Annotated in this window: 19 protein-coding genes and 1 pseudogene; 7 read left to right on the forward strand and 13 right to left on the reverse strand. The window is 51.4% G+C overall.

From position 1 onward, the window contains the following. Positions 1-25: 25 nt before the first annotated feature. The gene (locus ACFOMG_RS08350) at positions 26-430 is read left to right on the forward strand and encodes a DUF4150 domain-containing protein (RefSeq protein ID WP_376865968.1); all 405 of its coding nucleotides are present in this window, start codon (positions 26-28) and stop codon (positions 428-430) included. Between the two features lie 50 nt (positions 431-480). Here ACFOMG_RS08350 and tssH read toward each other — a convergent pair whose 3' ends face one another. Next, positions 481-3,084: a type VI secretion system ATPase TssH gene (gene tssH / locus ACFOMG_RS08355; RefSeq protein ID WP_376865970.1), complete on the reverse strand. Its 2,604-nt coding sequence runs from the start codon at positions 3,082-3,084 to the stop codon at positions 481-483. A 265-nt stretch (positions 3,085-3,349) separates the two neighbouring features. Here tssH and ACFOMG_RS08360 point away from each other — a divergent pair. The 3 genes and pseudogenes from ACFOMG_RS08360 to ACFOMG_RS08370 form a co-directional block, all read left to right on the forward strand. Further along, a pseudogene (locus tag ACFOMG_RS08360) lies at positions 3,350-3,742 on the forward strand (POTRA domain-containing protein); the annotation flags it as partial. A 9-nt stretch (positions 3,743-3,751) separates the two neighbouring features. Next, positions 3,752-5,083 carry a ShlB/FhaC/HecB family hemolysin secretion/activation protein gene (locus ACFOMG_RS08365; RefSeq protein WP_376866208.1) on the forward strand — a complete coding sequence of 444 codons (1,332 nt, stop codon included), beginning with the start codon at positions 3,752-3,754 and terminating at the stop codon, positions 5,081-5,083. A 2-nt stretch (positions 5,084-5,085) separates the two neighbouring features. Further along, positions 5,086-8,250 carry a two-partner secretion domain-containing protein gene (locus ACFOMG_RS08370; RefSeq protein ID WP_376865971.1) on the forward strand — a complete coding sequence of 1,055 codons (3,165 nt, stop codon included), beginning with the start codon at positions 5,086-5,088 and terminating at the stop codon, positions 8,248-8,250. 98 nt (positions 8,251-8,348) lie between these two features. Here the strand turns inward: ACFOMG_RS08370 and cysS are convergent, their stop codons facing one another. Beyond that, positions 8,349-9,743 (reverse strand): cysteine--tRNA ligase, encoded by a 1,395-nt coding sequence (gene cysS, locus ACFOMG_RS08375; protein WP_376865973.1) that lies wholly within the window; start codon positions 9,741-9,743, stop codon positions 8,349-8,351. Between the two features lie 176 nt (positions 9,744-9,919). Beyond that, the gene (locus ACFOMG_RS08380; RefSeq protein WP_376866209.1) at positions 9,920-11,611 is read right to left on the reverse strand and encodes a glutamine--tRNA ligase/YqeY domain fusion protein; all 1,692 of its coding nucleotides are present in this window, start codon (positions 11,609-11,611) and stop codon (positions 9,920-9,922) included. 181 nt (positions 11,612-11,792) lie between these two features. Here ACFOMG_RS08380 and ACFOMG_RS08385 point away from each other — a divergent pair, with 181 nt between their 5' ends. Together ACFOMG_RS08385 and ACFOMG_RS08390 are read left to right on the forward strand one after the other, a co-directional pair. Next, positions 11,793-12,284 (forward strand): peptidylprolyl isomerase, encoded by a 492-nt coding sequence (locus tag ACFOMG_RS08385; protein ID WP_376865974.1) that lies wholly within the window; start codon positions 11,793-11,795, stop codon positions 12,282-12,284. Positions 12,285-12,493: 209 nt separating this feature from the next. Further along, positions 12,494-13,219 (forward strand): UDP-2,3-diacylglucosamine diphosphatase, encoded by a 726-nt coding sequence (locus tag ACFOMG_RS08390; RefSeq protein WP_376865975.1) that lies wholly within the window; start codon positions 12,494-12,496, stop codon positions 13,217-13,219. A 37-nt stretch (positions 13,220-13,256) separates the two neighbouring features. Here the strand turns inward: ACFOMG_RS08390 and murB are convergent, their stop codons facing one another. The 8 genes from murB to ACFOMG_RS08430 all read right to left on the reverse strand — a co-directional run bounded on the left by murB (position 13,257) and on the right by ACFOMG_RS08430 (position 21,200). Then, positions 13,257-14,282 (reverse strand): UDP-N-acetylmuramate dehydrogenase, encoded by a 1,026-nt coding sequence (gene murB / locus ACFOMG_RS08395; protein ID WP_376865976.1) that lies wholly within the window; start codon positions 14,280-14,282, stop codon positions 13,257-13,259. 3 nt (positions 14,283-14,285) lie between these two features. Further along, positions 14,286-14,759 (reverse strand): low molecular weight protein-tyrosine-phosphatase, encoded by a 474-nt coding sequence (locus ACFOMG_RS08400; protein WP_376865977.1) that lies wholly within the window; start codon positions 14,757-14,759, stop codon positions 14,286-14,288. Position 14,760: 1 nt separating this feature from the next. After that, on the reverse strand, positions 14,761-14,979 hold the full coding sequence (locus ACFOMG_RS08405) for a Trm112 family protein (RefSeq protein ID WP_376865979.1): 219 nt from the start codon (positions 14,977-14,979) through the stop codon (positions 14,761-14,763). Positions 14,980-14,998: 19 nt separating this feature from the next. Beyond that, a complete protein-coding gene (lpxK, locus tag ACFOMG_RS08410; protein ID WP_376865981.1) occupies positions 14,999-15,970 on the reverse strand; it encodes a tetraacyldisaccharide 4'-kinase in 972 nt (323 codons plus the stop codon). Positions 15,971-15,973: 3 nt separating this feature from the next. After that, the gene (gene msbA / locus ACFOMG_RS08415; protein WP_376865982.1) at positions 15,974-17,734 is read right to left on the reverse strand and encodes a lipid A export permease/ATP-binding protein MsbA; all 1,761 of its coding nucleotides are present in this window, start codon (positions 17,732-17,734) and stop codon (positions 15,974-15,976) included. A 3-nt stretch (positions 17,735-17,737) separates the two neighbouring features. After that, the gene (locus ACFOMG_RS08420) at positions 17,738-18,160 is read right to left on the reverse strand and encodes an ExbD/TolR family protein (RefSeq protein WP_376865984.1); all 423 of its coding nucleotides are present in this window, start codon (positions 18,158-18,160) and stop codon (positions 17,738-17,740) included. Then, positions 18,161-18,793, reverse strand: a complete 633-nt coding sequence (locus ACFOMG_RS08425) for a MotA/TolQ/ExbB proton channel family protein (protein WP_376865985.1) — start codon at positions 18,791-18,793, stop codon at positions 18,161-18,163. Positions 18,794-18,890: 97 nt separating this feature from the next. After that, a complete protein-coding gene (locus ACFOMG_RS08430) occupies positions 18,891-21,200 on the reverse strand; it encodes a DNA internalization-related competence protein ComEC/Rec2 (RefSeq protein ID WP_376865986.1) in 2,310 nt (769 codons plus the stop codon). A gap of 171 nt (positions 21,201-21,371) precedes the next feature. Here ACFOMG_RS08430 and ACFOMG_RS08435 point away from each other — a divergent pair, with 171 nt between their 5' ends. Continuing rightward, entirely contained in the window at positions 21,372-21,896 is a 525-nt protein-coding gene (locus ACFOMG_RS08435; protein ID WP_376865987.1) for a DUF2062 domain-containing protein, read from the forward strand. A gap of 8 nt (positions 21,897-21,904) precedes the next feature. Here ACFOMG_RS08435 and ACFOMG_RS08440 read toward each other — a convergent pair whose 3' ends face one another. Together ACFOMG_RS08440 and ACFOMG_RS08445 are read right to left on the reverse strand one after the other, a co-directional pair. Beyond that, positions 21,905-22,594, reverse strand: coding sequence for an ABC transporter ATP-binding protein (locus ACFOMG_RS08440; RefSeq protein ID WP_376865988.1), 690 nt, complete (start codon positions 22,592-22,594; stop codon positions 21,905-21,907). Continuing rightward, positions 22,587-23,828 carry a lipoprotein-releasing ABC transporter permease subunit gene (locus ACFOMG_RS08445; protein ID WP_376866210.1) on the reverse strand — a complete coding sequence of 414 codons (1,242 nt, stop codon included), beginning with the start codon at positions 23,826-23,828 and terminating at the stop codon, positions 22,587-22,589. Before ACFOMG_RS08445 ends, ACFOMG_RS08440 begins: the two co-directional genes overlap by 8 nt. Positions 23,829-24,002: the final 174 nt, after the last annotated feature.

Here is a 24,002-nt window from a genome sequence, read left to right on the forward strand (position 1 = left end):
AACGGAATTTAATGGAGTAGAACTGATGTTTGCAAACTGTTCCGTCGGCGGCAATAACATGGCTATGCCCGATGTCTGCATCACCCCGATCGGTCCCGCGATGGTGCCTATCCCCTACCCGAACATATCTATGTGTATGATGGCGATCCCACCCACCACCGCAATGAAAGTGCTGATATCCGGAGGACCGGCTCACAACCTGGGAACCAAAATTGCCATGAGTAATGGAGATCAGCCGGGCGTCGGTGGTGGCGTGGTATCCCATATGATCATGGGACCAACCAAATACCTGATGGGCGCCACGGCCACCATGATAGGTGGAAAACCCGCTGCCCGCCTGAGCAGCATGACAGGCCATAACGGCAGTAGCATGAACACTGTTGGTGCAACAATCGCACCGTCTCAGGTAAAAGTCATGGTCATGAAATAAAAAACAGCTGGGTATTGGCCAGGTGCAATGAACACCTGGCCTGCTCCGCATTAGCCGATAGTAAAAGAGAAGTCACCCTGATCATCTGGCTTCACCTGGACCGAGTTAATTTCCTGTTCCTGTGCTAAGGCCTCCAGGCAATGACCCGCCAGTGCTGGCAGGATTGAGCGAGAGATGATATTTTCAACGTTACGGGCCCCGGTATCCGGATCTTTGCAGCGCATTACCAGATCATCCACCAACTCTGGCGGATAACTGAAATCGGCACCATAGCAATCCTTGATACGTCGCTCTATCTTCGCCAGGTTTATTTTTACAATTTCTGTCAACACAGAACGCTGCAATGGAAAATAAGGAACGATGGTGGTTCTCCCGAGAAAGGCCGGTCGAAAATATTGCAGTAACTCAGGACGAATTCTATCCAATAGTTCTTTTGCCGGAGGAAGCTCGCCCGACATACAAATATCAGCAATCTGACCGGAACAGGCGTTCGACGTCATAATGATAACGGTATTACGAAAATCAATATCACGCCCTTCTCCATCTTTAATCGTACCTTTATCAAACAAGTTATAAAACACATCCTGAATCCCCGGATGGGCTTTTTCCATTTCATCCAGTAGCACCACGCTATACGGATTACGGCGTACAGCTTCGGTGAGGATTCCACCTTCACCATAGCCAACATAACCAGCCGAGGCGCCAAGCAACATAGAAATTTTATGCTCCTCTTTAAACTCCGACATATTAATCGTAATCAGGTTTTGTTCACCACCATACAGTTTTTCGGCCAGAGACAGGGCCGTTTCTGTTTTCCCCGTACCCGATGTTCCTACTAATAGAAACACACCAACCGGCTTACGTGGATCCATCAGACCTGCGCGCGAGGTTTTGATCGACTGTGCTATTTCTGCCATCGCATGATCCTGGCCAACCACACGTTGTGCCAGGTGCTGGTCAAGTTCAATCACCGTCTGAATTTCGTCAGTTACCATGCGCCCCACAGGAACACCAGTCCAGTTTTCCACTACTTCAGCGACAGCCTGACCATCTACATCCAACATCATCAATCCCTGTTGCCCCTGAAGCTCCGCAAGCTGTACCAGCTGGTCATTGATCAGGCTGCGATCCTTGCCGGCCGAACGGGCAGCAAAGATTTCTGCAATCAATACCCGCTCCTCCTGCCATTTGGCCTCAAGCCGGATGCTCTGTTCTTCCGCACAGGCTTTCTTCTCGGCGTAAAACACCAGTTTGTCTTCACAGCCACCGGCCACATCATGCTCGGCCTTTAATAACTCAATATTCGTTGCACACTGTTCAACCTCGCGCCGGGCTTTTTCCAGCTGGGCAGGAATCGCTCCCTGACTCAGCGCTACCCTGGCGCAAGCTGTGTCTAATAAACTCACCGCCTTGTCTGGCAATTGGCGTGCGGGTATGTACCGGGCTGACAACGTCACACAAGCCTCGATTGCCTCATCCAGAATCTGAACCTGATGATGATCAGCCAATGTCGTTGCAATACCGCGCATCATATCGATTGCTGTTTCAATATCCGGTTCAGCGACATTAACTACCTGAAAGCGCCGCGTTAAGGCAGGATCCTTTTCAAAGTACTTTTTGTATTCGCTCCAGGTCGTAGCCGCAATAGTACGGAATTCACCACGCGCCAACGCCGGTTTTAATAAGTTGGCAGCATCCCCCTTACCTTCCGCACCGCCAGCGCCAATTAAAGTGTGTGCCTCGTCGATAAATATAATAATAGGTTTTGGAGATTCTTTGACCTCCTGAATAACAGCTTTCAGGCGTTTCTCAAATTCACCTTTCACGCTGGCGCCAGCTTGCAGTAATCCAAGGTCAAGAGACAAAAGCTGAATGCCCTCAAGCGCCTCCGGCACTTCCCGAGCTGCCAGACGAATCGCAAACCCCTCGACCACTGCGGTTTTTCCAACGCCAGGTTCACCGGTCAGAATTGGGTTGTTCTGGCGCCGACGTAACAAAATATCAATCAACTGGCGAACTTCATTATCACGGCCCAGTACCGGGTCAATATCTCCCTTACTGGCACGCTCAGTAAGGTTAATGGTGTATTTTTTTAACGCAGACTGAGGGCTAGCCGTTACCTGCGCAGAGCCCGTCGCTGGCGCGGAGTCACCATTATCAACCAAAGCTGACTCGGTGGTTTTACCAACAATATCCGGTAGAAAGTTTATGACGCTTTCGCTACGAAGCGACGATAATTCCGGCATTGATTCAGTCAATTGAATTCGCAGCGTATCTTCCGACAAGGCAGCAGCCAGCAAATGGCCAGAGGTCGTCTGCTTATGATCAAATTCAACCGAGGCGAGCATCCAGGCCTGTGATGCCATTCGCACCAGTTCCGGAGAAAGTGAAGGAGCCCGGGTATTGCCACTGCGCAGCTTCTGAACAGTCTCGCAGGCCTGAGCGACCAGCCGATCAGGGTTTACAGAACAACTGCGTACCAGATTCAGCATGTCAGTATGTGGTAATTCAAGTATTTTCTGAAACCAGTGCTCACACTCCACACTATAATTCCCGTGTGACATCGCCAAAGCAGCCGCCTCTTCCAGCGAATTACGTAATAACGGATTCAGCTTATTTATTACATTCTGGAGGGTTAAATTAATCATTATCATTCCTTGAGTAGCGATTGCACCAGTTAATCACTGCCGCTATAGTGTGGGCCGCGATTTTTTGTTGCGCCATAAATAGCAGAAGCACGGATTGCCAGCAAGCACCAAGGTAGTTGAGACGGATAATATATCTGCCTTACGAATACGGCCAGGGATGGTAGTAAAACTGAGTATTCAGGAGTTAATCCCCCCAAACCTCATTCCAGCTATCCTCTGATCCTGTTAATTCTGTCAAGCGGAAACCGGCGACTGATTCAGAGATAAAACCATGAAAACCTTATGTTGCTCGTTATTATTTACTGTTGTATTGACGAGTCCCTACAGCTATGCAGAAAAAGCCAGCCGCTATTTCAGCGATGAGGAGTCGGTCCGCTATCGCCAACCTGAAGAAGTAAGTAATGAACAGCGGGATAACCGCTTTGACCGTGAACCCAGACTGAAGATTACTCACTTTGATATAGGGTCTCTTGAAACTTCGGCAGCATACAATCTCGACGCGGGTGAACTGAACGACATTATCGAAACGGCCAGAAAAAACAAAAAAAGTTTATTTACAATTGCTGACCTGGACGACCTGGTTGCAGATTTAACCAGCTACTATCGAAGAAAAGGGTTATTGTTAGCCCGGGTTTATGTACCACAACAACGTATCTATAAACAGACTCTGGTATTGGGTTTTGCTCCGGGAACTCTTGAAGCCATCAATATTCATGGCAACGAGCACTACAGTAACGAGGTTATCTCACGGCCATTTAAAACACTCATTACTAAACCAGTGCAGGCCTCAACGCTTGAGGCTGCCAGTCAGCAATTAATGCACTATCCGGGTTACAATGCTACAACTGCATTTTCTGCCGGAGAGCAACCCGGCTCAACCCAGATCAACATCAGCACCCAAAAGGAAGAAAGTTTCATCGCTCAACTGGGGTTTGATAACTATGGCAGCCGTTACACAGGTCGCTATCGCCCCTCGCTCACCGGATATATTAACAACCCCACTGGCAATGCTGACCAGCTGGTCCTCGGTGCAGCAATCACGCTTGATCCATCCAACTCGGCTTATGGCAATATTCTCTATCGCGTACCAATTAGCGCCGGCCTAACTGATAAAAGCTGGCTCAATTTTCTATCTCCCATTACCCGCTATGGAATGATCGCGGAACTTGGTTACACCCAGAGCAGTTATTCTGTTGGTCAGGAACTGGAGCAACTGGACATCAGCGGTGAAGCAGGTACCTATTTTGCCGGGTTAAGCAGCAACCTGATTTTTAGCAGCCGCCAGCACCTCACAGCGGGTCTGCGACTTAACAGCAAAACAGCCAACACCGTTCAAAATGGTCAGACGCAGGCAAGTGATAAAATTACCAGCCTGGTGGCGCAGAGCCGCTGGCAGATTCGTGATGAGATCATCACCGGCCAGCCTGGTCGCTCTCAGTTATTATTCGAATATCACCATGGTCTGAACAAAGTGCTTGGATCTATGGAAAATGGCGATGCAAATAGCCGGGTCAATGCTAAAGGCGAATATGCTCCGGCCAGTTTCAGTAAATACATCCTCAGCCTCCGCCGCCAACAGACTATTAACACGAATGAGCTGTTGCTGGCACTGAAATACCTGAACTCTCCCGACATGCTGACAGCCATTGAACAAACGGCACTGGGTGGCCCTTATGCCGTTCGCGGCTATCAGTCCGGGGATTTCCTGGCCGACAGCGCACTTCTGCTGAGTGCCGAATACTCCGGCTACTCGAGTGCCCGCCTGTCGCTTCCGATTGATCAACTGAAAGCCGGTGTCTTTTATGATTACGGTGCTGGCTGGCGCAATGATGCCCTGGCCAATGAAAATGACGTTGCCCATTTATCTGCTGTAGGCTGGTTTGCCGACTTTGTTAAAGAGAAAAAGTTCAATACCCGGCTGATGATGGGGATTCCTCTATCGGATCTGAAAACCTCCGACAACTCCAGCTACCAGTTTTACCTCAGCTTTCAAAGGAAACTCTGACTATGGAAAACGTCACCTGCAAAAAAAGTATCGCTATTATTGCTATCGTGGGTATCACCGGTTCCCAGCCTCTGATGGCACTGCCCGTCAATGGACAGGTTCAATCCGGATCTGCTGTGATATCCGGATCCGCAAACACAACGACAATAACTCAGAACAGCGGCTACGGTGAGATCCACTGGGATAGTTTCGACATTGCTGAAGGTGAAACCGTTATATTTGCTCAACCCGGGAGTGATTCCGTTACGCTGAATACCATATTTGATAGCGACCCATCCTCTATACTCGGCAACCTGCAGTCTAATGGTCAGGTTTTTTTAAGTAACCCGAATGGATTTATTTTCGGTAATAACAGTAGCGTAAATGTCGGATCCCTGCTGGCGACGACAGCCACCATTGATTCTTTTGATCTCAACACGGGTGCTGTTACCTTTTCGGGTTCAGAAGGCGGTCAAATCAATAATCACGGCTCCTTACAAGCAGAGGGCTACATCGGTTTTTTTGCGCCAGAAATAACCAACTCAGGCAACCTCAGCAGCGGAGATCAAGGCATCGCCTTATCAAGCGAAACACGAGGAACCCTATACCTGCCCGGATACGGCAATGTCGGCTTTGCTGTAGATGGTTTGTCGTCGACCAAAGCCGTCGCTATCAATCACAGCGGCATGATAAACACCGAAGGAGGCCAGGTACTCATCTCCAGCAAAGCACTCGATGGCACCCTGTTATCAGCGATCAACAGCAGCGGAATCATCGATACCAGTACAATGGCAATCGACGGCAACTCAGGCACCATCACGATCAGCGCCAGTAATGGCTCAGTTGATTTATCGGGTAATGTTAATGCAGGTAACAGCAGCCTCAATGTAGGTGCAAATACTATTACGGTCAGCGACACGTTGAGTTATGACGGCAGCCTGTCAGGGAGTTACAACCTTAACGCTGCCACTGTTGTATTACACAGCGACATCGATCTGGGAGCTTCCGCAAACCTTAACATCACCAGTGATACGTTATCGGTAAACTCTCTGACTGACGATCATATTGCTCTGACCGCCAGCTCTTTAAATTTTGTCGACGACCCCGGCAACTCAAACAAATTGCGCGTGACTCTGGTAGACAACCTGGACATTCATATTGCCGATCATCTGGACCTATCACAAGCACTGGTACGCGGACAGGGGTCTTCCGGTCTGGCTCTTTACGCTCAGCCTAGCTCATTGACGAGCACCGTAGACATGGGGGCAACTTCCAGCCTCAGTTATTATAACGTTACCGATATCAGCACCCTGAAGCTGAACAGCAGCATTCAGACGTTTGGTGAAGGCATTAAGATCAGCCTGAGCGACACAGGCGTTATCGAACTGGCTGGCAACGTTAAACTGCAAGACAGCAGCAGCGGGGAAATTCGCATTGACAGTGATATTCAAGGGGCCGGTTATGACCTGAGCCTGGATACTCTGGACGGAGATATCCGACTAAAGACAGTTGCCGACGTGCGTAATCTGGATATTGAAAGCCTCAATGGCACAGTCAACCTGAGAGGCGATATCAACGCCAGCGATCACCTGCAAATGGTCGGCATCCCGGATATCAACGCCAGTGGCGATGTCTCTTTAACCGCAAGCAGCATCAACTTACGCGACAGTGATTTCACCAGCAGTGGCAATGTCACATTGAACGCAGCGAGTGGAACCATCAACAGCGGTAACCTCACCGCCGGCAGCATCAATATAAAAGCTGAGACTCTGAATCTTTACGGCAACCTGAGTGCAGATTTCGACCGCGAAAACAGCCTCAACCTGGAAAGCGTGCAGACAGTGCTCCTCCAAACGGATACTCGTCTCAGTGGTAACTTGTTGTACAACCAGATAGACAGTGCTTCCAGTGATTACTCACTCGACATCAAACTCGGTCACATGGATTTCAATCTCGATAATATCGGCAGGACGACCGGCTTTTCCGGCTTCTCATTAACCGGTCATGGCGAGTTGTTCCTTACGCATAGTCCACTGGTATCTGGCAGCGCAGGGTTCTCGATATTAGGTGCTATGTCCACGACCCTGACCGACACATTCGCATTAGATACCAGCGCTGTTAATGGAAAAATTGATTTATCAGGCCTGACAATCGACGGCGAAGCAGACCTGATATTAACCAGTGGCAGTGGCGACATCAGCCTGGGAAACATCGGCGCCACAACGGGATTAACCAATATCAGTCTGAATACCAGCGGCGCCATCAATCTGTACGACAACATCCGGGTTGATGCAAAAGAACTGCTATTTCAACAGGCATCCGCCATTATCCTGCACAACGATTTAATCTTCGGCAGTGAAGAGCTGATTCTGGATCAGCTTGATTTCGGTAACGCCAGCATTGACGGCACCTACAACCTGACCGTCTACAGTACTGCTTTTAAATCCGGCAATATTGGGCAAAACACTGCACTGCAGGACATTTCGCTCAATCTGACCGGAGAAAGCCATACAATTACTCATGATATACGAGCTGCCGGAGACATCCGCATTAACACTACCCTACTGGATCAACAGGCCGATATCATCAGCAGCGGCGGCAATGTCGAGCTGAGCACACAAACCGGCATCAGCATGGCAGCGGATAGCATGATCCTGGCAAACCTGGGAGAAGTCTCTCTCTATTCAGTAACGGGTGATATAACTCTGAGCTCAATAACCAGCAATCAACAGGTAACGGTATCAGCCAGTAGCGGAAAAATTACCAATGCCATAAATGATTTTGAATCCAACAATAACACTTCCATTAACATTAACGCACCTCAGGTTATCCTGAAGGCGACATCCGGTATCGGCACCAGCGTTGCATCACCGGTTGTTGTCGCCGCCGGCGCGAAAGGTAACATTAATGTCAGTGCTGATGGCAATATCCATATTGCCAACATAAATAATTCCGCCACAAACCTGAACGACAGTAGTACCGATATTAGCTTATTAACCAGCCTGGCAACTGCCGATGCTGTTAGTCAGATTAATACACCGACTTATATAGCAACTCCGATAGATAAAGACATGCAGGTTTATAGCCCGGAATGGTATTCAGAACCGGACGTTGAAAACCGTTCAGACAAAGGGAGTCCAAGAATATACCGGGATCGCCTTGGCTGGCGCCTTGGCAATCCACAATAAAGGCATCTCCGGCGAATCAAACAAAACCCCGGCTGAGCGAACTGCACCCCATAAGCTGGACAGTTACACAGCCGGGGTTTTTATTCATTAGCGGCCAATCAGGATTTTGACCAGCTGGTGCCTTCAGGGCCGTCTTTCAGTACAATGCCTTTGGCAGCTAATTCATCACGCACCTGATCGGCAGCGGCCCAGTCTTTAGCCGCTTTAGCTGAGGCACGTTTTTCGATCATCTGCTGAATCCAGTCTTCTTCACTGTTATCCACACCTGCCTTAAAAAAGGCATCCGGATCAGTTTGCAGCGTGCCTAACACTCCGCCCAGCAGCTTCAGCAATGCGGCCAACTGATTTTTTTCTTCGCCGCTGGCTTTATTGATCGCGGTGACCAGTTCAAACAACACTGAAATCGCTTGTGGTGTATTAAAGTCATCATCCATCGCCGCTTCAAAACGCTGAGCAAAATCACTCTCTGCTTGCAAAGACGCTAAAGATTCTGGCGCCACAATCGAAGTGTCAGCCGATTGCAATGCGGTATAAAAGCGCTCCAGCTTTTGTTGTGCTTCCTTCAGCCCTTCCTGCGAATAATTAATTTCGCTGCGGTATTGGCTGGACAACAGGAAGAAACGCAACACTTCCGGGTCATATTCTTTAATAACGTCACGAATGGTGAAAAAATTATTTAACGACTTGGACATTTTTTCGCCATCGATACGCAGCGCACCCGCATGCATCCAGGTATTCGCGTACTCTTCTCCGGTCGCTGCTTCGCTCTGAGCAATTTCGTTTTCATGGTGTGGGAATTTCAGGTCCGGTCCACCACCATGAATATCGAAATTATTTCCCAGGCAGCAGGTCGACATTACCGAGCATTCGATATGCCAGCCGGGACGCCCTTCACCCCACGGACTGCTCCAGGAAGGCTCCCCCGGCTTAGCTGATTTCCATAACACGAAGTCCAGCGGATCTTCTTTTTCATCGGTCACATCAACCCGGGCACCACTTTCCAGCTGTTCCAGAATCTTGCCCGACAATTTTCCATAACCGTCGAATTTACGCACCCGGTAATACACATCGCCATTGCTGGCAGCGTAAGCAAACCCTTTATCGATCAGGGTTTGTACCATCCGGATGATACCGTCGATATGATCAGTGGCTTTTGGCTCAGCATTCGGTGGCAATACGCCCAGCAAACCAAAGTCTTCGTTCATGGCTTCGACCATACGATCAACCAATACATTAAACGGCTCGTTGTTTTCATTCGCCCGGTTAATAATTTTGTCGTCGATATCGGTGATGTTACGGATGTAGTTTACGTCATAACCTTTGTGACGCAGATACCGAACAATCACATCAAACGCCACCATCACACGACCATGACCCATATGACAGTAGTCATAGACGGTCATGCCACACACATACATGCCCACCTTGCCATCAACCAGTGGTTTAAATGCTTCTTTCTGACGCGTCAGGGTGTTGTAAATGGTTAAAGCCATAGTCTTTTACTTGCTCGTTTAACTGTGTGTATGTGTGTGATTCAGCAATCTTCTTCCGCTGTTTTTATGAGCTGCAGCATGGATGCTGCTATCGTGCGGCAGGGCCAGGGATGGCCCTTCGGCACGACGGTTAAAAACAGCGGAAGAAGGTTGTTTTAACGTTAAATAATCTTCTGTTATTGCGTTAAGGACTTATCTTCCCGCAAACCAATGGTCAGGTTAAATACCGGCTTCTCGGCAGAGTGATCGTAACGGTCAGCCACGTAATAACCTTCCCGTTCGAACTGGAAGTTCGATTCCGGTGCAACATCGGCCAGCGCCGGCTCAATAAATGCCGTGGTAATCTGCAGAGAGTCTTTATTGACGTGATCCATAAAATCACCCTCTTCTTTTTCCGGAGTGGCGCTGGTGAACAGGCGTGAATACACACGCAGTTCCGCTTCTTTACTGTGAGTCGCGGATACCCAGTGAACCACACCTTTTGGCTTATCACCGTCTTCCGGATCGAGACCCAGAGTATTTTCGATCAGCTTAGCTCTTACCAATACCACGTTATCCTGCTCATCTTTTTCATAGCTGGTAGCTTCCAGCACATAAGAATGACGCAGCCGGATACGCTTGCCCGGGGTAAATTTTTTCTTAAACTTCTTGCTGTACTCTTCTTTAAAATCTTCCTGATCGATATACAGCTCCCGGGTGAACGGCATTTCGCGCGTGCCCAAATCCAGCTCGTGGTGATATTCCGCCGACAACATCTCCAGATGATCTTCCGCCAGATTCTCAATCACCACTTTTAACGGCTTGATCACTGCCATACCACGCGGTGCATTATTGTTCAGATCGGTACGCAGTGCGTGCTCCAGCATAGCCACATCGACCATACCGTCAGAACGGCTGACGCCAATCATGTCGCAGAAGTTGCGGATGGAAGCCGGCGTAAAGCCGCGACGGCGCATCCCGGAGATAGTTGTCATGCGCGGGTCATCCCAACCGGCCACAACCTGCTCATCGACCAGACGTTTCAGCTTACGCTTGGACGTCACGGTGTAATTCAGATTCAGACGACCAAACTCATATTGCGTCGGTTTTGCCGGTACCGGCAGGTTGTTGATGTACCAGTCGTATAACGGTTTGTGGTCTTCAAACTCCAGCGTACATACAGAGTGCGTAACCTGTTCAATCGCATCCGACTGCCCGTGAGTAAAGTCGTACATCGGGTAAATACACCATTTATCACCGGTCTGATGATGCTCCACATGACGAACACGGTACATAATCGGGTCACGCAGGTTCATATTCGGCGACTGCATATCGATTTTGGCGCGCAACACGGCTTTACCGTCTTCATATTCGCCAGCACGCATACGTTCAAATTCGGTCAGATTCTCTTCCACCGAGCGGTCGCGGTAAGGGCTGTTTTTGCCCGGACGATTGAAGTCGCCTTTGTACTCGTCGGCCTGCTCCGGGGTCAGATTACAAACGTACGCTTTGCCATCCTTAATCAGAGCAACAGCGTAGTCGTAGAGCGTATCAAAATAATCGGAGGAGTAACGGATATCACCGGCCCACTGAAAGCCAAGCCATTGCACATCCTCTTTGATGGCATTGATAAACTCCTGGCTTTCCTTCTCCGGGTTGGTATCGTCAAACCGCAGGTTACATTCACCCTGAAACTGCTCCGCCAGACCAAAGTTCAGACAGATCGATTTGGCATGGCCCACGTGTAAATAACCGTTAGGCTCTGGCGGAAAGCGAGTAACCACCTTGGTTACCTTACCGCTGTCGAGATCTTCCTGAACAATTTTAGCGACAAAATTATTGCTTTTGCTGGCGGTTGCTTCCGCGTCGTTCTCTGGCACATTGTTCATGGTGGCGTTGTTGTCAGTCATAACTGTCCGTTTTTTGTACAAACTCTGCAGGCATTGGCGAAAAATCGTTGCCTGATACTCAATATCGGCCCGCCATCTGGCTGAAAGGCCGGAAAAAAGGCGTTATTATACGCCCTCCTTCCCGTTTAGGGATACACGAATTCACAACCTGAGGCTCAATATGATCCTGTTGAAAACCAACTTTGGCGATATCAAAATCGAACTGAACTTTGACAAAGCGCCAAAAACTGCTGCCAACTTTGAAAACTACGTAAAAGAAGGCTTCTACAACGGTGTCATTTTTCACCGCGTGATTGACGGCTTTATGGTTCAGGGCGGCGGTTTTGAGCCGGGCATGAAACAAAAGTCCACCAATGCGCCGATCGAAAATGAAGCCGATAACGGTCTGGAAAACAAAACCGGTACACTGGCCATGGCACGCACCATGGACCCTCACTCCGCTTCTGCTCAGTTCTTTATTAACGTCGCGGACAACGCATTCCTGAACCACACCGGCAAAAACCAGGACGGCTGGGGTTACTGTGTCTTTGGCGAAGTGGTAGAAGGCATGGACGTGGTTAACCGCATCAAGGCGGTTCGTACCACCATGGCAATGGGCCATCAGGACGTACCGGCTGAAGATGTGATCATCGAGAGCGCTGAGGTCCTGTAAAGCAACGCGTCTTAGCTGCCGAATTTCTACTCAGTAGGTATTTTCATCCGCCGGATCAAGGCAACGTCCCTGTAAAACTGATCCGGCAGCAACATCCTGTTGCTTACTTCTGAAAATACCTGCTGAGCAGAAGCGGCATCAGCCGCCAGGATCGCGGCCAACTGTAAATAACCATTCCATGATTCCCTTCAAGCAAAGAAAAAATAATAATGGCCATCTATTTTATCTCCGATTTGCACCTTGAACCTGGCCGTCCGGCACTGGCCCAGGGCTTTGTTAATTACCTGCAACGACTGATTGACCAGGGTGACGCACAACAACTGTATATTCTCGGTGATTTTTTTGAGGTCTGGATCGGTGACGATTTTTCCAACCCCTTTGTTGATCAGGTCAAAGCTGCACTGCGCGCCGTAGCCGACAGCGGCACCGAGGTGTTTTTAATGCACGGCAACCGTGACTTTCTGATTGGCGAAGCATTTTGTCGCGCCGCCGGATGCACGCTACTGTCCGACCCGTCGGTGATTCAACTGGGCAACCAGGAGGTGTTGCTGATGCATGGCGACAGCCTTTGCACCCGCGATGTGGAATATATGAAGGTGCGCCAGATGTTCCGCGATCCGCAGTGGCAACAGGCATTATTAAGCAAATCGATTGATGAACGCATCGCCTTTGCCCGCCAGGTACGCTCCGAAAGCCAGAGCGATCAACAGATGAAGTCCGCCGATATTATGGACGTCACCCCGGCAGAAGTGGATCGCGAACTGACCGAACACCAGGTTGCCACCCTGATTCATGGCCACACCCACCGCCCGGCGGTACACCAGCTGGACAACGGCAAATGCCGTTATGTGTTAGGGGATTGGTCTGACGAAAGCGGCTGGGAAATACGCTGGGACGAAACGAGTGGCCTGCAACTGCAGGAATTTTCGCTGTAAACGCAGTACCGCCGACTTTCGCTGCCCCCCTTCAGCGTTAAAACAGCTGCGGCTCAGGCTCAAGTTCAACCGCAAATTTCGCCCACACATCCGCAGCAACCGCGTCACGCAGGGCGAATACGTCCTGTAATCGGGCCTCACCATCCGTCGTTAACACCAGCGCCTGCTGGTGATGCATCGCGGCGTGGCCCAATGTTTTACCTTTCCAGCCAACCTGCTCGATCAGCCAGCCAGCAGCCAGCTTCACCCGGCCATCCGCCTGCGGGTAGGCCGGCATCGCCGGATAGTCAGCCGCCAGTCGTTCAGCCTGGTGGTGGCCAACAACCGGGTTTTTGAAAAAAGAACCGGCATTGGCAACCAGAGCCGGATCCGGCAGTTTTGCCGCGCGAATATCACACACCTGCGCGATCAGCTGCTGTGGAGTAAAGCCCGGATGCTGTGCCGCCCAGTTCGCCAGTGGTCCGTAACTCACCCTTGGGGTAAAACTCTTTGCCAGGCGAAACACCACCGAAGTCACCACGAAGTCGTTTTTTAATTCGCGTTTAAAAACCGAGTCACGGTAGCCAAACCGGCAATCCTGACGGCTGAGGTTCATCAGTTGCCGGGAACTGAGGCAGACCCCCTGTACACTTTCCAGCACATCCGCTACGTCAACGCCGTAAGCGCCGATATTCTGAATCGGCGAAGCACCAACAGTTCCGGGAATCAGCGCCAGGTTTTCAATCCCGTGACCATAACCTTGTGCCTCCAGCACCCAGGAATGCCAGTGTTTACCGGCATCCACTTTCAGCCAGACGAACTGGCTATTTTCGCGTAAAAATGTCACCGACTGCATCGCAGACTGAATAATCAAGCCATCCAGCCGTGGCCCCAACAATACGTTACTGCCACCACCCAGCACTTTCACCGGCAGCTGCTTCTGCCTGGCCTGATCTAATAATGTGAGCAGCTCGGAGATCGAAAAAAAGCGGGCAAATTGCTGTGCCCGGGCGGGCAGCTTCAGGGTATTGAATGATGTTAAATCTTTATTGTTCTCTATCCGGCACACAGCGGTCAGGCTCATGAGTTACAATCGCTTTCTGATATCAGCCAGCAAGCCCTGGCAGGCATCTTCAACCAGGTCCAATACCTGTTCGAAGCCGGCATCGCCACCATAATACGGATCGGGGACCTCAAGCTGATTAAAACTCTGAGCAAAATCTGCCAGCAGCAAGCGCGGTTCAACGGGCGCGTCTGCGGGACAGATCTGCTGTAAATTCAGCAGGTTTTCTTTATCCATCGCCAACACATAATCGAACTGATAAAAATCATCGGCAACCGCCTGACGAGCACGTAATGACGATAAATCGTAACCGCGTAATGCGGCATGACGGGCAGAACGCTGATCGGGTGATTTGCCAATATGCCAGGCAGCGGTACCCGCCGAGTCAACCAACACCTGATCAGCCAGACCGGCATTCTCAATCATCTGCCGGAACACACCATGTGCCGTAGGAGAGCGACAGATATTACCCAGGCAAACAAACAACACCCGTATCATGTTACTCCGCTTCCGTTTTTTGTGCGGTTTGCTGTGCTTTTTCCAGTTTTTCTTCCTCACTCATTTTGCGTGCCTCGCTATCAAGCATAACGGGGACACCATCCTGAATCGGGTAAGCCAGCCCGTCAAACGTGCACAATAACTCACTGGCATCTTTATCCAGTTTTAATTTCCCCTGGCATACCGGACATACCAGCATGGCTAATAATTGTTTATCCATGGTGTTCTCTCAGAATCAGTTAACTTACAGACAATAATTGTTTTAACAAAACATCCAGCTGTTGCTCAGCGGCCGATGTCAGTTGGGCATCAACTGCCAGGTACCACATGTTTTCCGTCGCAAATGCCCGGCATTTCACCCAGTCTTTTTCCGTCATGACAATGTCACTGGTGGCCGGAAAATTAAAATCGCGCGCTTTAAATTCGTGATGATCAGCAAAACTGTGTGGTTCCACACGAGCTCCCAGATCCTCCAGCGTACGGTAAAAACGTTGCGGATTGCCAATGCCGGCAACCGCCTGAACGTCGCGTCCTTCGAGCCAGGATAATGGCTGCTGCCGGCCACTGCTGGCGTTAATCAAACGTGCGGCATGGACGCTGAAGTCGCTGCCGTTGGTTAACACAACATCCACACTGTCGGCACGGCTGACCGGCTCCCGCAATGGTCCCACCGGCAACAACCAGCCATTGCCAAAACCACGCTCACCGTCGACAACCAGAATTTCGCCATCACGTCCCAAACCATAGTGCTGCAGGCCATCATCGCTGAAAATAATATCGACCTCACCATCCAGAAGCGAGGCAGCCCGGTGGCGCTGAGGGTCAACCACAACCGGACACTGCAGCCGTTGCTGCAACAGCTTGGGTTCATCACCACAATAATCCACTGCCGTGCCGTTGGTCACCAGCAACGGATAGCCCGGAGCTTCACCACCGTAACCACGGCTAATAATGCCGGCGCGATAACCCAGCGCCTGCACGCGATTTACCAGATAGGTAATCAATGGCGTTTTTCCGGTACCACCTACGGTAATATTGCCCACCACCACCACCGGAGTGCGCAATTTTTCTGCCGGATTTTCCAGTGCCTGATAACGCTTCCAGTAAATTACCGGAGCCGCCAGCAACCACAATGGCAATAACAATAAGTTCAGCCCCGGACGGCGGCTGTACCAGTTTTGCTCAATTCCCTGAGTCAATCGTTGCCACATAAATCAGCCTGCACCCTCAGAAAACTGCAGATTATGCAGCTGGGCATAAATCCCCTGCTGCTGCAGCAACTGCTGATGACTGCCATCTTCCCGCACTTCACCCTTATCGATCACCACAATACGATCGACACTTTCGATGGTGCTTAACCGGTGAGCAATAACAAAGGTGGTACGGCCCTTCATCACCTCCTCCATTGCGGCCTGAATATGACGTTCGGATTCGGTGTCCAGCGCCGAAGTAGCCTCATCCAGAATCAGTACCGGTGCATCTTTTAATAACGCCCGGGCGATGGCAATCCGCTGACGCTGACCGCCGGACAATAACACACCACTTTCACCGACCTGGGTATCGTAGCCATGATCCAGTTTGAGAATAAACTCATCGGCATGAGCGGCTTTAGCGGCAGCGAAAATTTCGTCATCGCTTTTATCACGCAGCGCACCGTAGGCGATATTTTCTTTAATCGTGCCATTAAATAAGGTGACATTCTGACTGACGATAGCAACATGGCTGCGCAGATTATCCAGTGTCAGCTGCTGAATATTTTCGCCGTCGAGTGTAATTTCACCGTAGCTGACATCATAAAAACGCGGAATCAGGTTCACCAGGGTCGATTTACCACTGCCGGATTTACCGACAAATGCCACTGACGTACCGGCCCGGACATCGAGGTTGATATGCTGTAACGCATCACGCTCAGCACCCTGATAGCGAAACGCAACATTTTTAAAATGAACATCCCCTGTTACCTGCTGCAGCTGCTGTTCACCCTGATCATTTTCTTCCCCGGCATCCAGCACAGCAAACACCGATTCAGCCGCCGCAACGCCTTTCTGAACAATGGAATTAATATCGGTTAATGCCCGGATCGGTTTGGCAATTAACGATGCCGCCGTAATAAACTGCAGAAACTCCGCAGAACTCATGCTGCCGGCCGCTACCCGGTCGAACATCAGATAAATCATCACCCCCAGTCCGGCGGCCACAATCTGCTGGTTAATCGGTACATTCACCGCATTGGTTAACGCAAATTTCAGCGCTTGTTTGCGGTTATATTCACTGGCGACAGCAAAACGCTGCTGCTCATAATCGCGACCGCCAAAGGTACGGACTTCGCGGAAACCGTTGATGGTTTCATTCGTTACCTGAGTCACATCCCCCATCGATTTCTGAATACGACGACTGTATTTACGGAAAAAACGACTGGCCAGCCCAACCATAATGCCGATTGCCGGAATCAGGCCGAGAAAAATAAAGGTCAGGGTATAATCCAGATACACCAGATAGGCCATCAGGAAAATAACCGTCACCCCTTCCTGCACCAGAGTGGTTAACGCCCGGGTTGATGCACCGGTCACCTGCTCAACATCAAACGTAACCCGGGAAATCAGCCGGCCACGGGATTCGTTGTCGTAATAACTGGTGGGCAGGCGGGTCATTTTATTAAACAACTGCTGACGTAATTCATGCACCACACCACGGCCCACCACCTGAGTAAAATATTTACCCAGAAACGTGGCAATACCGCGGTAAAAGAAGGTGCCAAATAACGCCGCCACCAGCCATTGAATTTTTTCCGGCTGCGGATCTTTCAGCGTTTGCTCAACCACCCCCATCAGGTGTGCCATAGCCGGAGCGGCCGTGGCAAAAATAATAAAGCCAACGATACTAATAAAAAATGCCAGTTTATACGGCCATACATACGAAAGCAGGCGCCTGTAAAGGCGCCCGGTGCTGTATTGTTCAGCAGATTGATCAGACATAAATTAATCGGACTCGACGGGCTGACGGGTAGTAATACTGAGATTAACCAGACCGAGCTGACCAGCGGCATCCATCGCCCTGACGACAGCTTCGTGTGGTGTTTTGGCATCTGCGGTTATGATAACCGGCGCGCTGTCACGCTCGCCCAGTGTTTTCTGTAATGCCCGCTTCAGGGTATTCAGCTGGGAGTTAACCAAAGCCTGGTCGTTAACGGTAAATTCTCCGGCAGCAGAAATCAGGATTTCCAGCGCCTGCAGCGGAGCGTCCGATGCCTCCGTACTGGCCTGAGGCAAATCAATACTGAGATGATTTTCCTTGGTGAAGGTTGTCGACACCATAAAAAAAATCAGCAACAGAAACACAATATCGATCAGTGGCGTCAGGTTAACCGCCACTTCTTCGCGATTCTGACGTTTGAAATTCACTTAGGCGGCCTCATTCTTGTCGGCAACTTCACGCTCACCATGCAACACATCAACCAGCTTAATGGCTTCCTGTTCCATAAATACCACCACTTCGTCAACGCGGCGCTGTAACATACGATGCGCAATCAGCGCCGGAATCGCCACAACCATACCCGCTGCGGTAGTAATCAGAGCTTCGGAAATACCGCCGGCTAATAAGTTTGCCTGGCCGGTACCGGCAACCACAATTTCAGAAAACACCTTGATCATGCCAATCACGGTCCCCAGCAGACCCAGCAAAGGAGCAACCGCGGCAATGGTACCGAGCGCATTCAGGTAACGCTCCATATCATGAATTTCATGTGAGGCAACTTCTTCAATGCTCTCCTTCATGATGGTACGGCCATGGCGGGAGTTCATCAGTCCGGCCGCCAGTACGCGCCCGAGCGGTGATGACGACCGCAGTTCTTTAATGCGGCTGCTGTCGAGCTGATTGTTTTTCATCCAACCCCACACCCGGGCCAGCAAATCACTGGGGGCGATCTGTTGCGGACGCAACGTCCAGAAACGTTCTACGGTAATGGCCAAGGCTAAAATTGACGCGATGATGATAGGCACCATCATCCAACCACCACTCTGGATGATTTCCAGCATATCAGGCTACTCCTGCCAGTCGGTTTTGCACGCTACTTTACCACAGCGCACCTTGAATCTTAACGGAGGCCAAGAATCGTTAAAAAACGCAATAAAATCAAGGGTAAAGCCAGGGTCTTTGCCAACCCTGACGCGTGAATGTGACCTGACCCGCTACATTTAACGTCAGGGCACCGTGCTGCGCCGTATTCCGAATCACCAGCCGCTGCTGCTGATAACGCGCCATCACCGGCCCGGCCGGATGGCCGAAGCGGTTGTTATAACCACTCGAGACCCACACCTCCTGCGGCGCGACCGCCTCCAGCAGGGCCACAGACGAACTGCTCAGACTGCCGTGATGAGGGGCGATCAGAATATCCGCTTTTAACTCATGGCCATAACGGCTCACCAGCTGTTGTTCCACTCCGGCTTCAATATCACCGGGTATTAACAACCGCGTCCCCCACCAGTCGAGCAACACAATGCAGGACTGATTGTTATCGCCATCACCACGCACTGACACCGGCAAAAACCGGAACCGCAACTGCGGACTGATCACCCGCCACCAGCTGTCGTTATGACAGCTCTGGGCCTCACCGATAAACGATTGTGGCTGTCCGGCATAACGCTGGCCATCCGGCGTAAAAGCCAGCAAAGCCGCAGCGCCACCGGCATGGTCGTTATCACTGTGACTGACAATCAGGTAATCGGCCCTGCTCCGGGCACGGCGCAATAACGGCACAACAAACGCAGAACCGGCATCAAAACTTGCGGAATAGGCTGCCCCGGTGTCATACACCAGTGCCCGGTTACGATCGCTGGCGATCAACGCCAGTCCCTGCCCGACATCGACCATCATCAGTTGTGGGCCTGCCAGTGGTTGTAACAGGGTAACCAGGGGCGCGAGCAAACACAGCAGGTTAAGCGGGAAGCGAATCCCCTGGCGCCATAACCAGGCAATCAGACACACCAGCAGCACCAGTAGCCAGCTGGCTGCCGGTTGTACAGCCGGGGCCTGAAGCGACTGCGCCCATTCCAGCCATTGCCAGTACCAGCCGCCCATTTTTGCAGTCAGTTCAATAAGCGGAGTTTGTGGTACCAGCGCCGTCAGGAATATCAGTGGTAACAACACCAGTGTCATCAGCGGAATGGCAACCAGATTGGCGATCAGATGCCCACCGTTAACCGGCGCCTGCCAGCTTACCAGCCAGGGGATAAGCGCGATAAACAGCAACAGCTGGGGTAATAACGCCGCCATTGGCCAGGCGGTTTTGCGACCATTAAACACCAACAGCAACAGCGCAACCGCGGTAAACGACAACTGGAACCCCATCTGGGTATAAATTAAAGGCCGGCCAGCAACAACGGCAAGCAGCACCAGCGAGAACACCAGCAAAGGATCAAAACGCCGTAAACACAGCCATAACAGCCAGGCCACGGACAACATCAGAAACGCGCGCTGAACCGCAACGCCTCCGCCAGACAGCAGCAGATACACACCACAACTACCCAGCACGCCGGCCAGCGCCATGCCCCGGCCAGCCGGCAAATTACGGCGCCAGAAGAGCTGCACCAGACGGCGTAACAGCCCCACCAGCAACACACCCATCAAGGCCACTATGGCCAGATGTAAGCCACTGACCACCAACAAGTGCAAGGTACCGGTATTACGTGCCAGCTGCCATTGCTGCGGACTGAAATAGCGCCCCTCTGCAAACACCAGCCCGGCCACCCAACTGAACACTTCTTCGGGCAATTGTCGCTGCAGTGCCGCCAGCCATTGCTGACGACTGCGCTGTAGCAGCGTGGCCAGCTGCCATTGATCAGCCGCCTGCCAGTGATGCACCTGGCGGATATAACCGATAGCATCAATACCCTGCAATAGCTGGAAAGCTTCGTAATCAAACCACAACGGATTGGCAAACCGCCGCCCGGCCCGTAACACGACGTCAGCCCTGAGACGATCTCCGGCCGCCCATTGCAATTCACCTTCCGCCGGCACCTGCTGGCGGCGCAGATACCAGTTAAGGCGCACCCGTTTTAGCGGCAATGAAGCGGCCTCATCCAGCTCGGTCACACGGCCATACAGGCGCACAACATTAGGAAAACGCTCCACTTTTTCCAGTATTAACGTCAATTCCACCCGGCTGCGGTCCTGTGCCAGTGGCAGACGGCTGCTGAGCCCCTGTTGCAACCAGAAGTAGCCACGTCCACCAGCAACAACCAACAGCCCGGCCAACAACAGTAAACCAATAAGCCTGTGACGACGGCGCCCGGGAGCTCCGTGCCGATGACGGTACCAGCCAAAACCGGCCAGAACAGCGAACAGCAGCAGCCCAGACAGCGCCAGAGAAAGCGGAGAGAATAAAGTGCCCAGCACAATGGCCAGAGTCAGTAGCCAGCACAGAGGTAACAAAGGAATAGTCATGCGCGCCTCATCCATAAGGTACGTGATTTTAATCAGGCCGTTATCGTGTTTAATAACGCCTTTTGGTATTTAAGTCGCTGACTGGTATTTTTGCGATTTACTCGGCATAATCCGCGCACCTTGTCCGGCCTCGCCGGTGTCTCTGGTTGAGTATTCAGGCCGCTGCGCGTTATGCCCAAGAAATTGCTGAAAAAGTTTTTTCCGACTCCGGAACAGGTTCAGGCGAACCCATCGCTGTCATTTCTGCGTCCGCTGTTCAGCAAACCCAACTTATGGCATCTCAACCGCCGTTCGGTGGCCCGCGCATTCCTTGTTGGTCTGTTTGCGGCTTTTTTACCCTTGCCGTTTCAAATGGCAATTGCGGCCTTTATAGCCTTTTATATGAATGCCAATGTGCCGATATCCGTTGGCCTGGTATGGATCAGCAACCCGCTGACTATTCCGCCGTTGTTTTATGCCACCTATGTGTTTGGCACCTGGATGCTCGACAGCCCGGTGCGGGAATTCAGTATTGAATTATCCCTCGACTGGGTCATGACCGAACTGAATGCCATCTGGAAACCCCTGTTTATCGGTTCTCTTACCGTCGGTTGTGGCTTAGGCCTGCTGGGGTATTGCAGCATTCATATCGCTTGGCGCATGCACGTGATCAGCAACTGGAATAAACGTCGCATCAACCGCCAGCGCCGGCAATAACAACCGTCTTAATCCGCCAGCAACGGCTGCAAAGTCTGATCGGCCAGCAGATACTGGTGATGCATACGCCGCGCCAGGTCACGATCGTGGGTCACCATCACAAACGCCGTGTCTGACGTTTCGGCCAACTCCACCATCGCATTTTCCACCTGCTGAGCCGTTTGCTGATCCAGATTACCGGTCGGCTCATCCATCAGCACCAGGCGTGGTTTATTCACCAGCGCCCGGGCTATGGCCGTGCGCTGACGCTCACCGCCTGACAACTCTGCCGGTTTATGTCCCAGGCGATGTGCCAGCCCCATCTGGGTCAGGCATTCGCTCGCCCGCTGCTGCGCCTGTTTGCGCTGAATACCGGCTAACAACTGCGGCATCATGACATTTTCCAGTGCCGAAAACTCCGGCAATAAATGATGAAACTGATACACAAACCCCACCTGCTGGTTACGCAGCCGGGTGCGTTCTTTTTCACTCAGAGCGGGCAACGACTGTCCGTTGATCAACACGTCCCCCTGATCCATCACATCCAGACCACCCAACACATTCAGCAGCGTGGTTTTCCCTGAACCGGAAGCACCAACGATAGCAATGCTTTCCCCGGCCTTAACCTGCAGGTCGACCCCCTGCCAGACCGTCACTTCCTGCGGACCACTGGTGTAGGTTTTTTTCAGTTGCCGGGCATCTAATACCAGATTATTCATAACGTAACGCCTCCGCCGGCTGCACCCGGGAAGCCCGGTAAGATGGATATAAGGTTGCCAGGAAACTCAGTAACAAGGATGCCGAAGTCACAATAGCGACATCACTCCACAACAACTGCGACGGCAGATAAGAAATAAAATAAACATCGGCGCTGAGAATCTGAAAGCCGAATACCTGTTCGATCCAGCCGATCAGATCAGAAATGGTTAACGCCCCGAGAATCCCCAGCAAGGTTCCCAATACAACTCCAACCAGACCAATGGATATGCCCTGTACCATAAAAATCGCCATCACGGTACCGGGCTTGGCACCCATGGTCCGTAAAATAGCGATATCCGCCTGTTTATCAGTGACTACCATCACCAGCGTGGAAATAATATTAAATGCCGCCACCGCAACAATAATCAGCAGCAATAAACCAATCATGGTTTTTTCCAGTTTGATCGCCTGAAACAGATTCCCGTGTGTACGGGTCCAGTCACTGCCGGAAAAATTACCATCCAGCTTACCGGCTAACCGCCAGATGCCTCCCGGCGCATCAAACAGGTTATCAAATTTCACCCGCAGGGCCTGTGCTTCGCCTTTAAAGCGCGCCAGCCGCCCGGCATCCGCCAGATGAATGACCGCAAGATTGGCATCCAGCTCAGCACCGACGGAAAACACGCCCACCACGTTAAGGCGCTTAATACGTGGAATCACACCCGCCGGCGATAAGGTCGCTTCCGGCAACATCAGAGTCACTTTGTCGCCCACCACTACGTTCAGTCGTTTTGCCAGTAAATCGCCCAACAACACGCCATAGCTGCGCGGCTGCAGCGCTTCCAGCTCACCATCAATAATATGGTCGGGCAAAATAGAAACCTTACTTTCAGCCACCGGGTCAATGCCGGTCACCATCACGCCCTGCACCCGACCGCCGTAGCCCAACATACCCTGCAACCGGGTCAGCGGTGCTGCCGCCACCACGCCGGGCTCAGCTTCTACCTGTTGTGCCAGCGCCTGCCAGTCCTGAATACCACCGCGTTCATACAACACCCCATGCGGCACCATGCCCAGAATGCGCTCACGCAACTCACGGTCAAAGCCATTCATGACCGATAACACCAGAATCAGCACCGCCACTCCCAGTGTCATACCGACCATCGAGGAGGCTGAGATAAACGAGATAAAGTGATTGCGCCGTTTGGCGGCGAGGTAGCGGAGCCCGATCCATAAGGGCAGAGACTGAAACAACTTCATGATGACTGCATTCGCCAATTAATAAAGGCCGCAAGTTTGCCCGACATCCGCGCTGTTGGCGACACCTGCACCTGAAATCACACAAAAATTTGCACAAAGCGCTACTCGGTTAGCGGATTCAGCACTAAAATCCGCCCACAGCACTCCACAACAACACACCATCACGGA

The organism is Bacterioplanoides pacificum, assembly GCF_042648445.1.
In the GTDB taxonomy this organism is placed as follows: Bacteria; Pseudomonadota; Gammaproteobacteria; order Pseudomonadales; family Oceanobacteraceae; genus Bacterioplanoides; species Bacterioplanoides pacificum.

Excerpts from the sequence above, each read along its gene's own strand:
- lpxK (WP_376865981.1), bottom strand. The coding sequence starts at position 15,970 with ATGTGGCAACGATTGACTCAGGGAATTGAGCAAAACTGGTACAGCCGC.
- ACFOMG_RS08380 (WP_376866209.1), bottom strand. The coding sequence starts at position 11,611 with ATGAACAATGTGCCAGAGAACGACGCGGAAGCAACCGCCAGCAAAAGC.
- ACFOMG_RS08400 (WP_376865977.1), bottom strand. The coding sequence starts at position 14,759 with ATGATACGGGTGTTGTTTGTTTGCCTGGGTAATATCTGTCGCTCTCCT.
- ACFOMG_RS08430 (WP_376865986.1), bottom strand. The coding sequence starts at position 21,200 with ATGACTATTCCTTTGTTACCTCTGTGCTGGCTACTGACTCTGGCCATT.
- ACFOMG_RS08435 (WP_376865987.1), top strand. The coding sequence starts at position 21,372 with ATGCCCAAGAAATTGCTGAAAAAGTTTTTTCCGACTCCGGAACAGGTT.
- ACFOMG_RS08370 (WP_376865971.1), top strand. The coding sequence starts at position 5,086 with ATGGAAAACGTCACCTGCAAAAAAAGTATCGCTATTATTGCTATCGTG.
- ACFOMG_RS08350 (WP_376865968.1), top strand. The coding sequence starts at position 26 with ATGTTTGCAAACTGTTCCGTCGGCGGCAATAACATGGCTATGCCCGAT.
- ACFOMG_RS08385 (WP_376865974.1), top strand. The coding sequence starts at position 11,793 with ATGATCCTGTTGAAAACCAACTTTGGCGATATCAAAATCGAACTGAAC.
- ACFOMG_RS08405 (WP_376865979.1), bottom strand. The coding sequence starts at position 14,979 with ATGGATAAACAATTATTAGCCATGCTGGTATGTCCGGTATGCCAGGGG.
- tssH (WP_376865970.1), bottom strand. The coding sequence starts at position 3,084 with ATGATAATGATTAATTTAACCCTCCAGAATGTAATAAATAAGCTGAAT.
- ACFOMG_RS08390 (WP_376865975.1), top strand. The coding sequence starts at position 12,494 with ATGGCCATCTATTTTATCTCCGATTTGCACCTTGAACCTGGCCGTCCG.
- msbA (WP_376865982.1), bottom strand. The coding sequence starts at position 17,734 with ATGTCTGATCAATCTGCTGAACAATACAGCACCGGGCGCCTTTACAGG.
- ACFOMG_RS08440 (WP_376865988.1), bottom strand. The coding sequence starts at position 22,594 with ATGAATAATCTGGTATTAGATGCCCGGCAACTGAAAAAAACCTACACC.
- murB (WP_376865976.1), bottom strand. The coding sequence starts at position 14,282 with ATGAGCCTGACCGCTGTGTGCCGGATAGAGAACAATAAAGATTTAACA.
- cysS (WP_376865973.1), bottom strand. The coding sequence starts at position 9,743 with ATGGCTTTAACCATTTACAACACCCTGACGCGTCAGAAAGAAGCATTT.
- ACFOMG_RS08425 (WP_376865985.1), bottom strand. The coding sequence starts at position 18,793 with ATGCTGGAAATCATCCAGAGTGGTGGTTGGATGATGGTGCCTATCATC.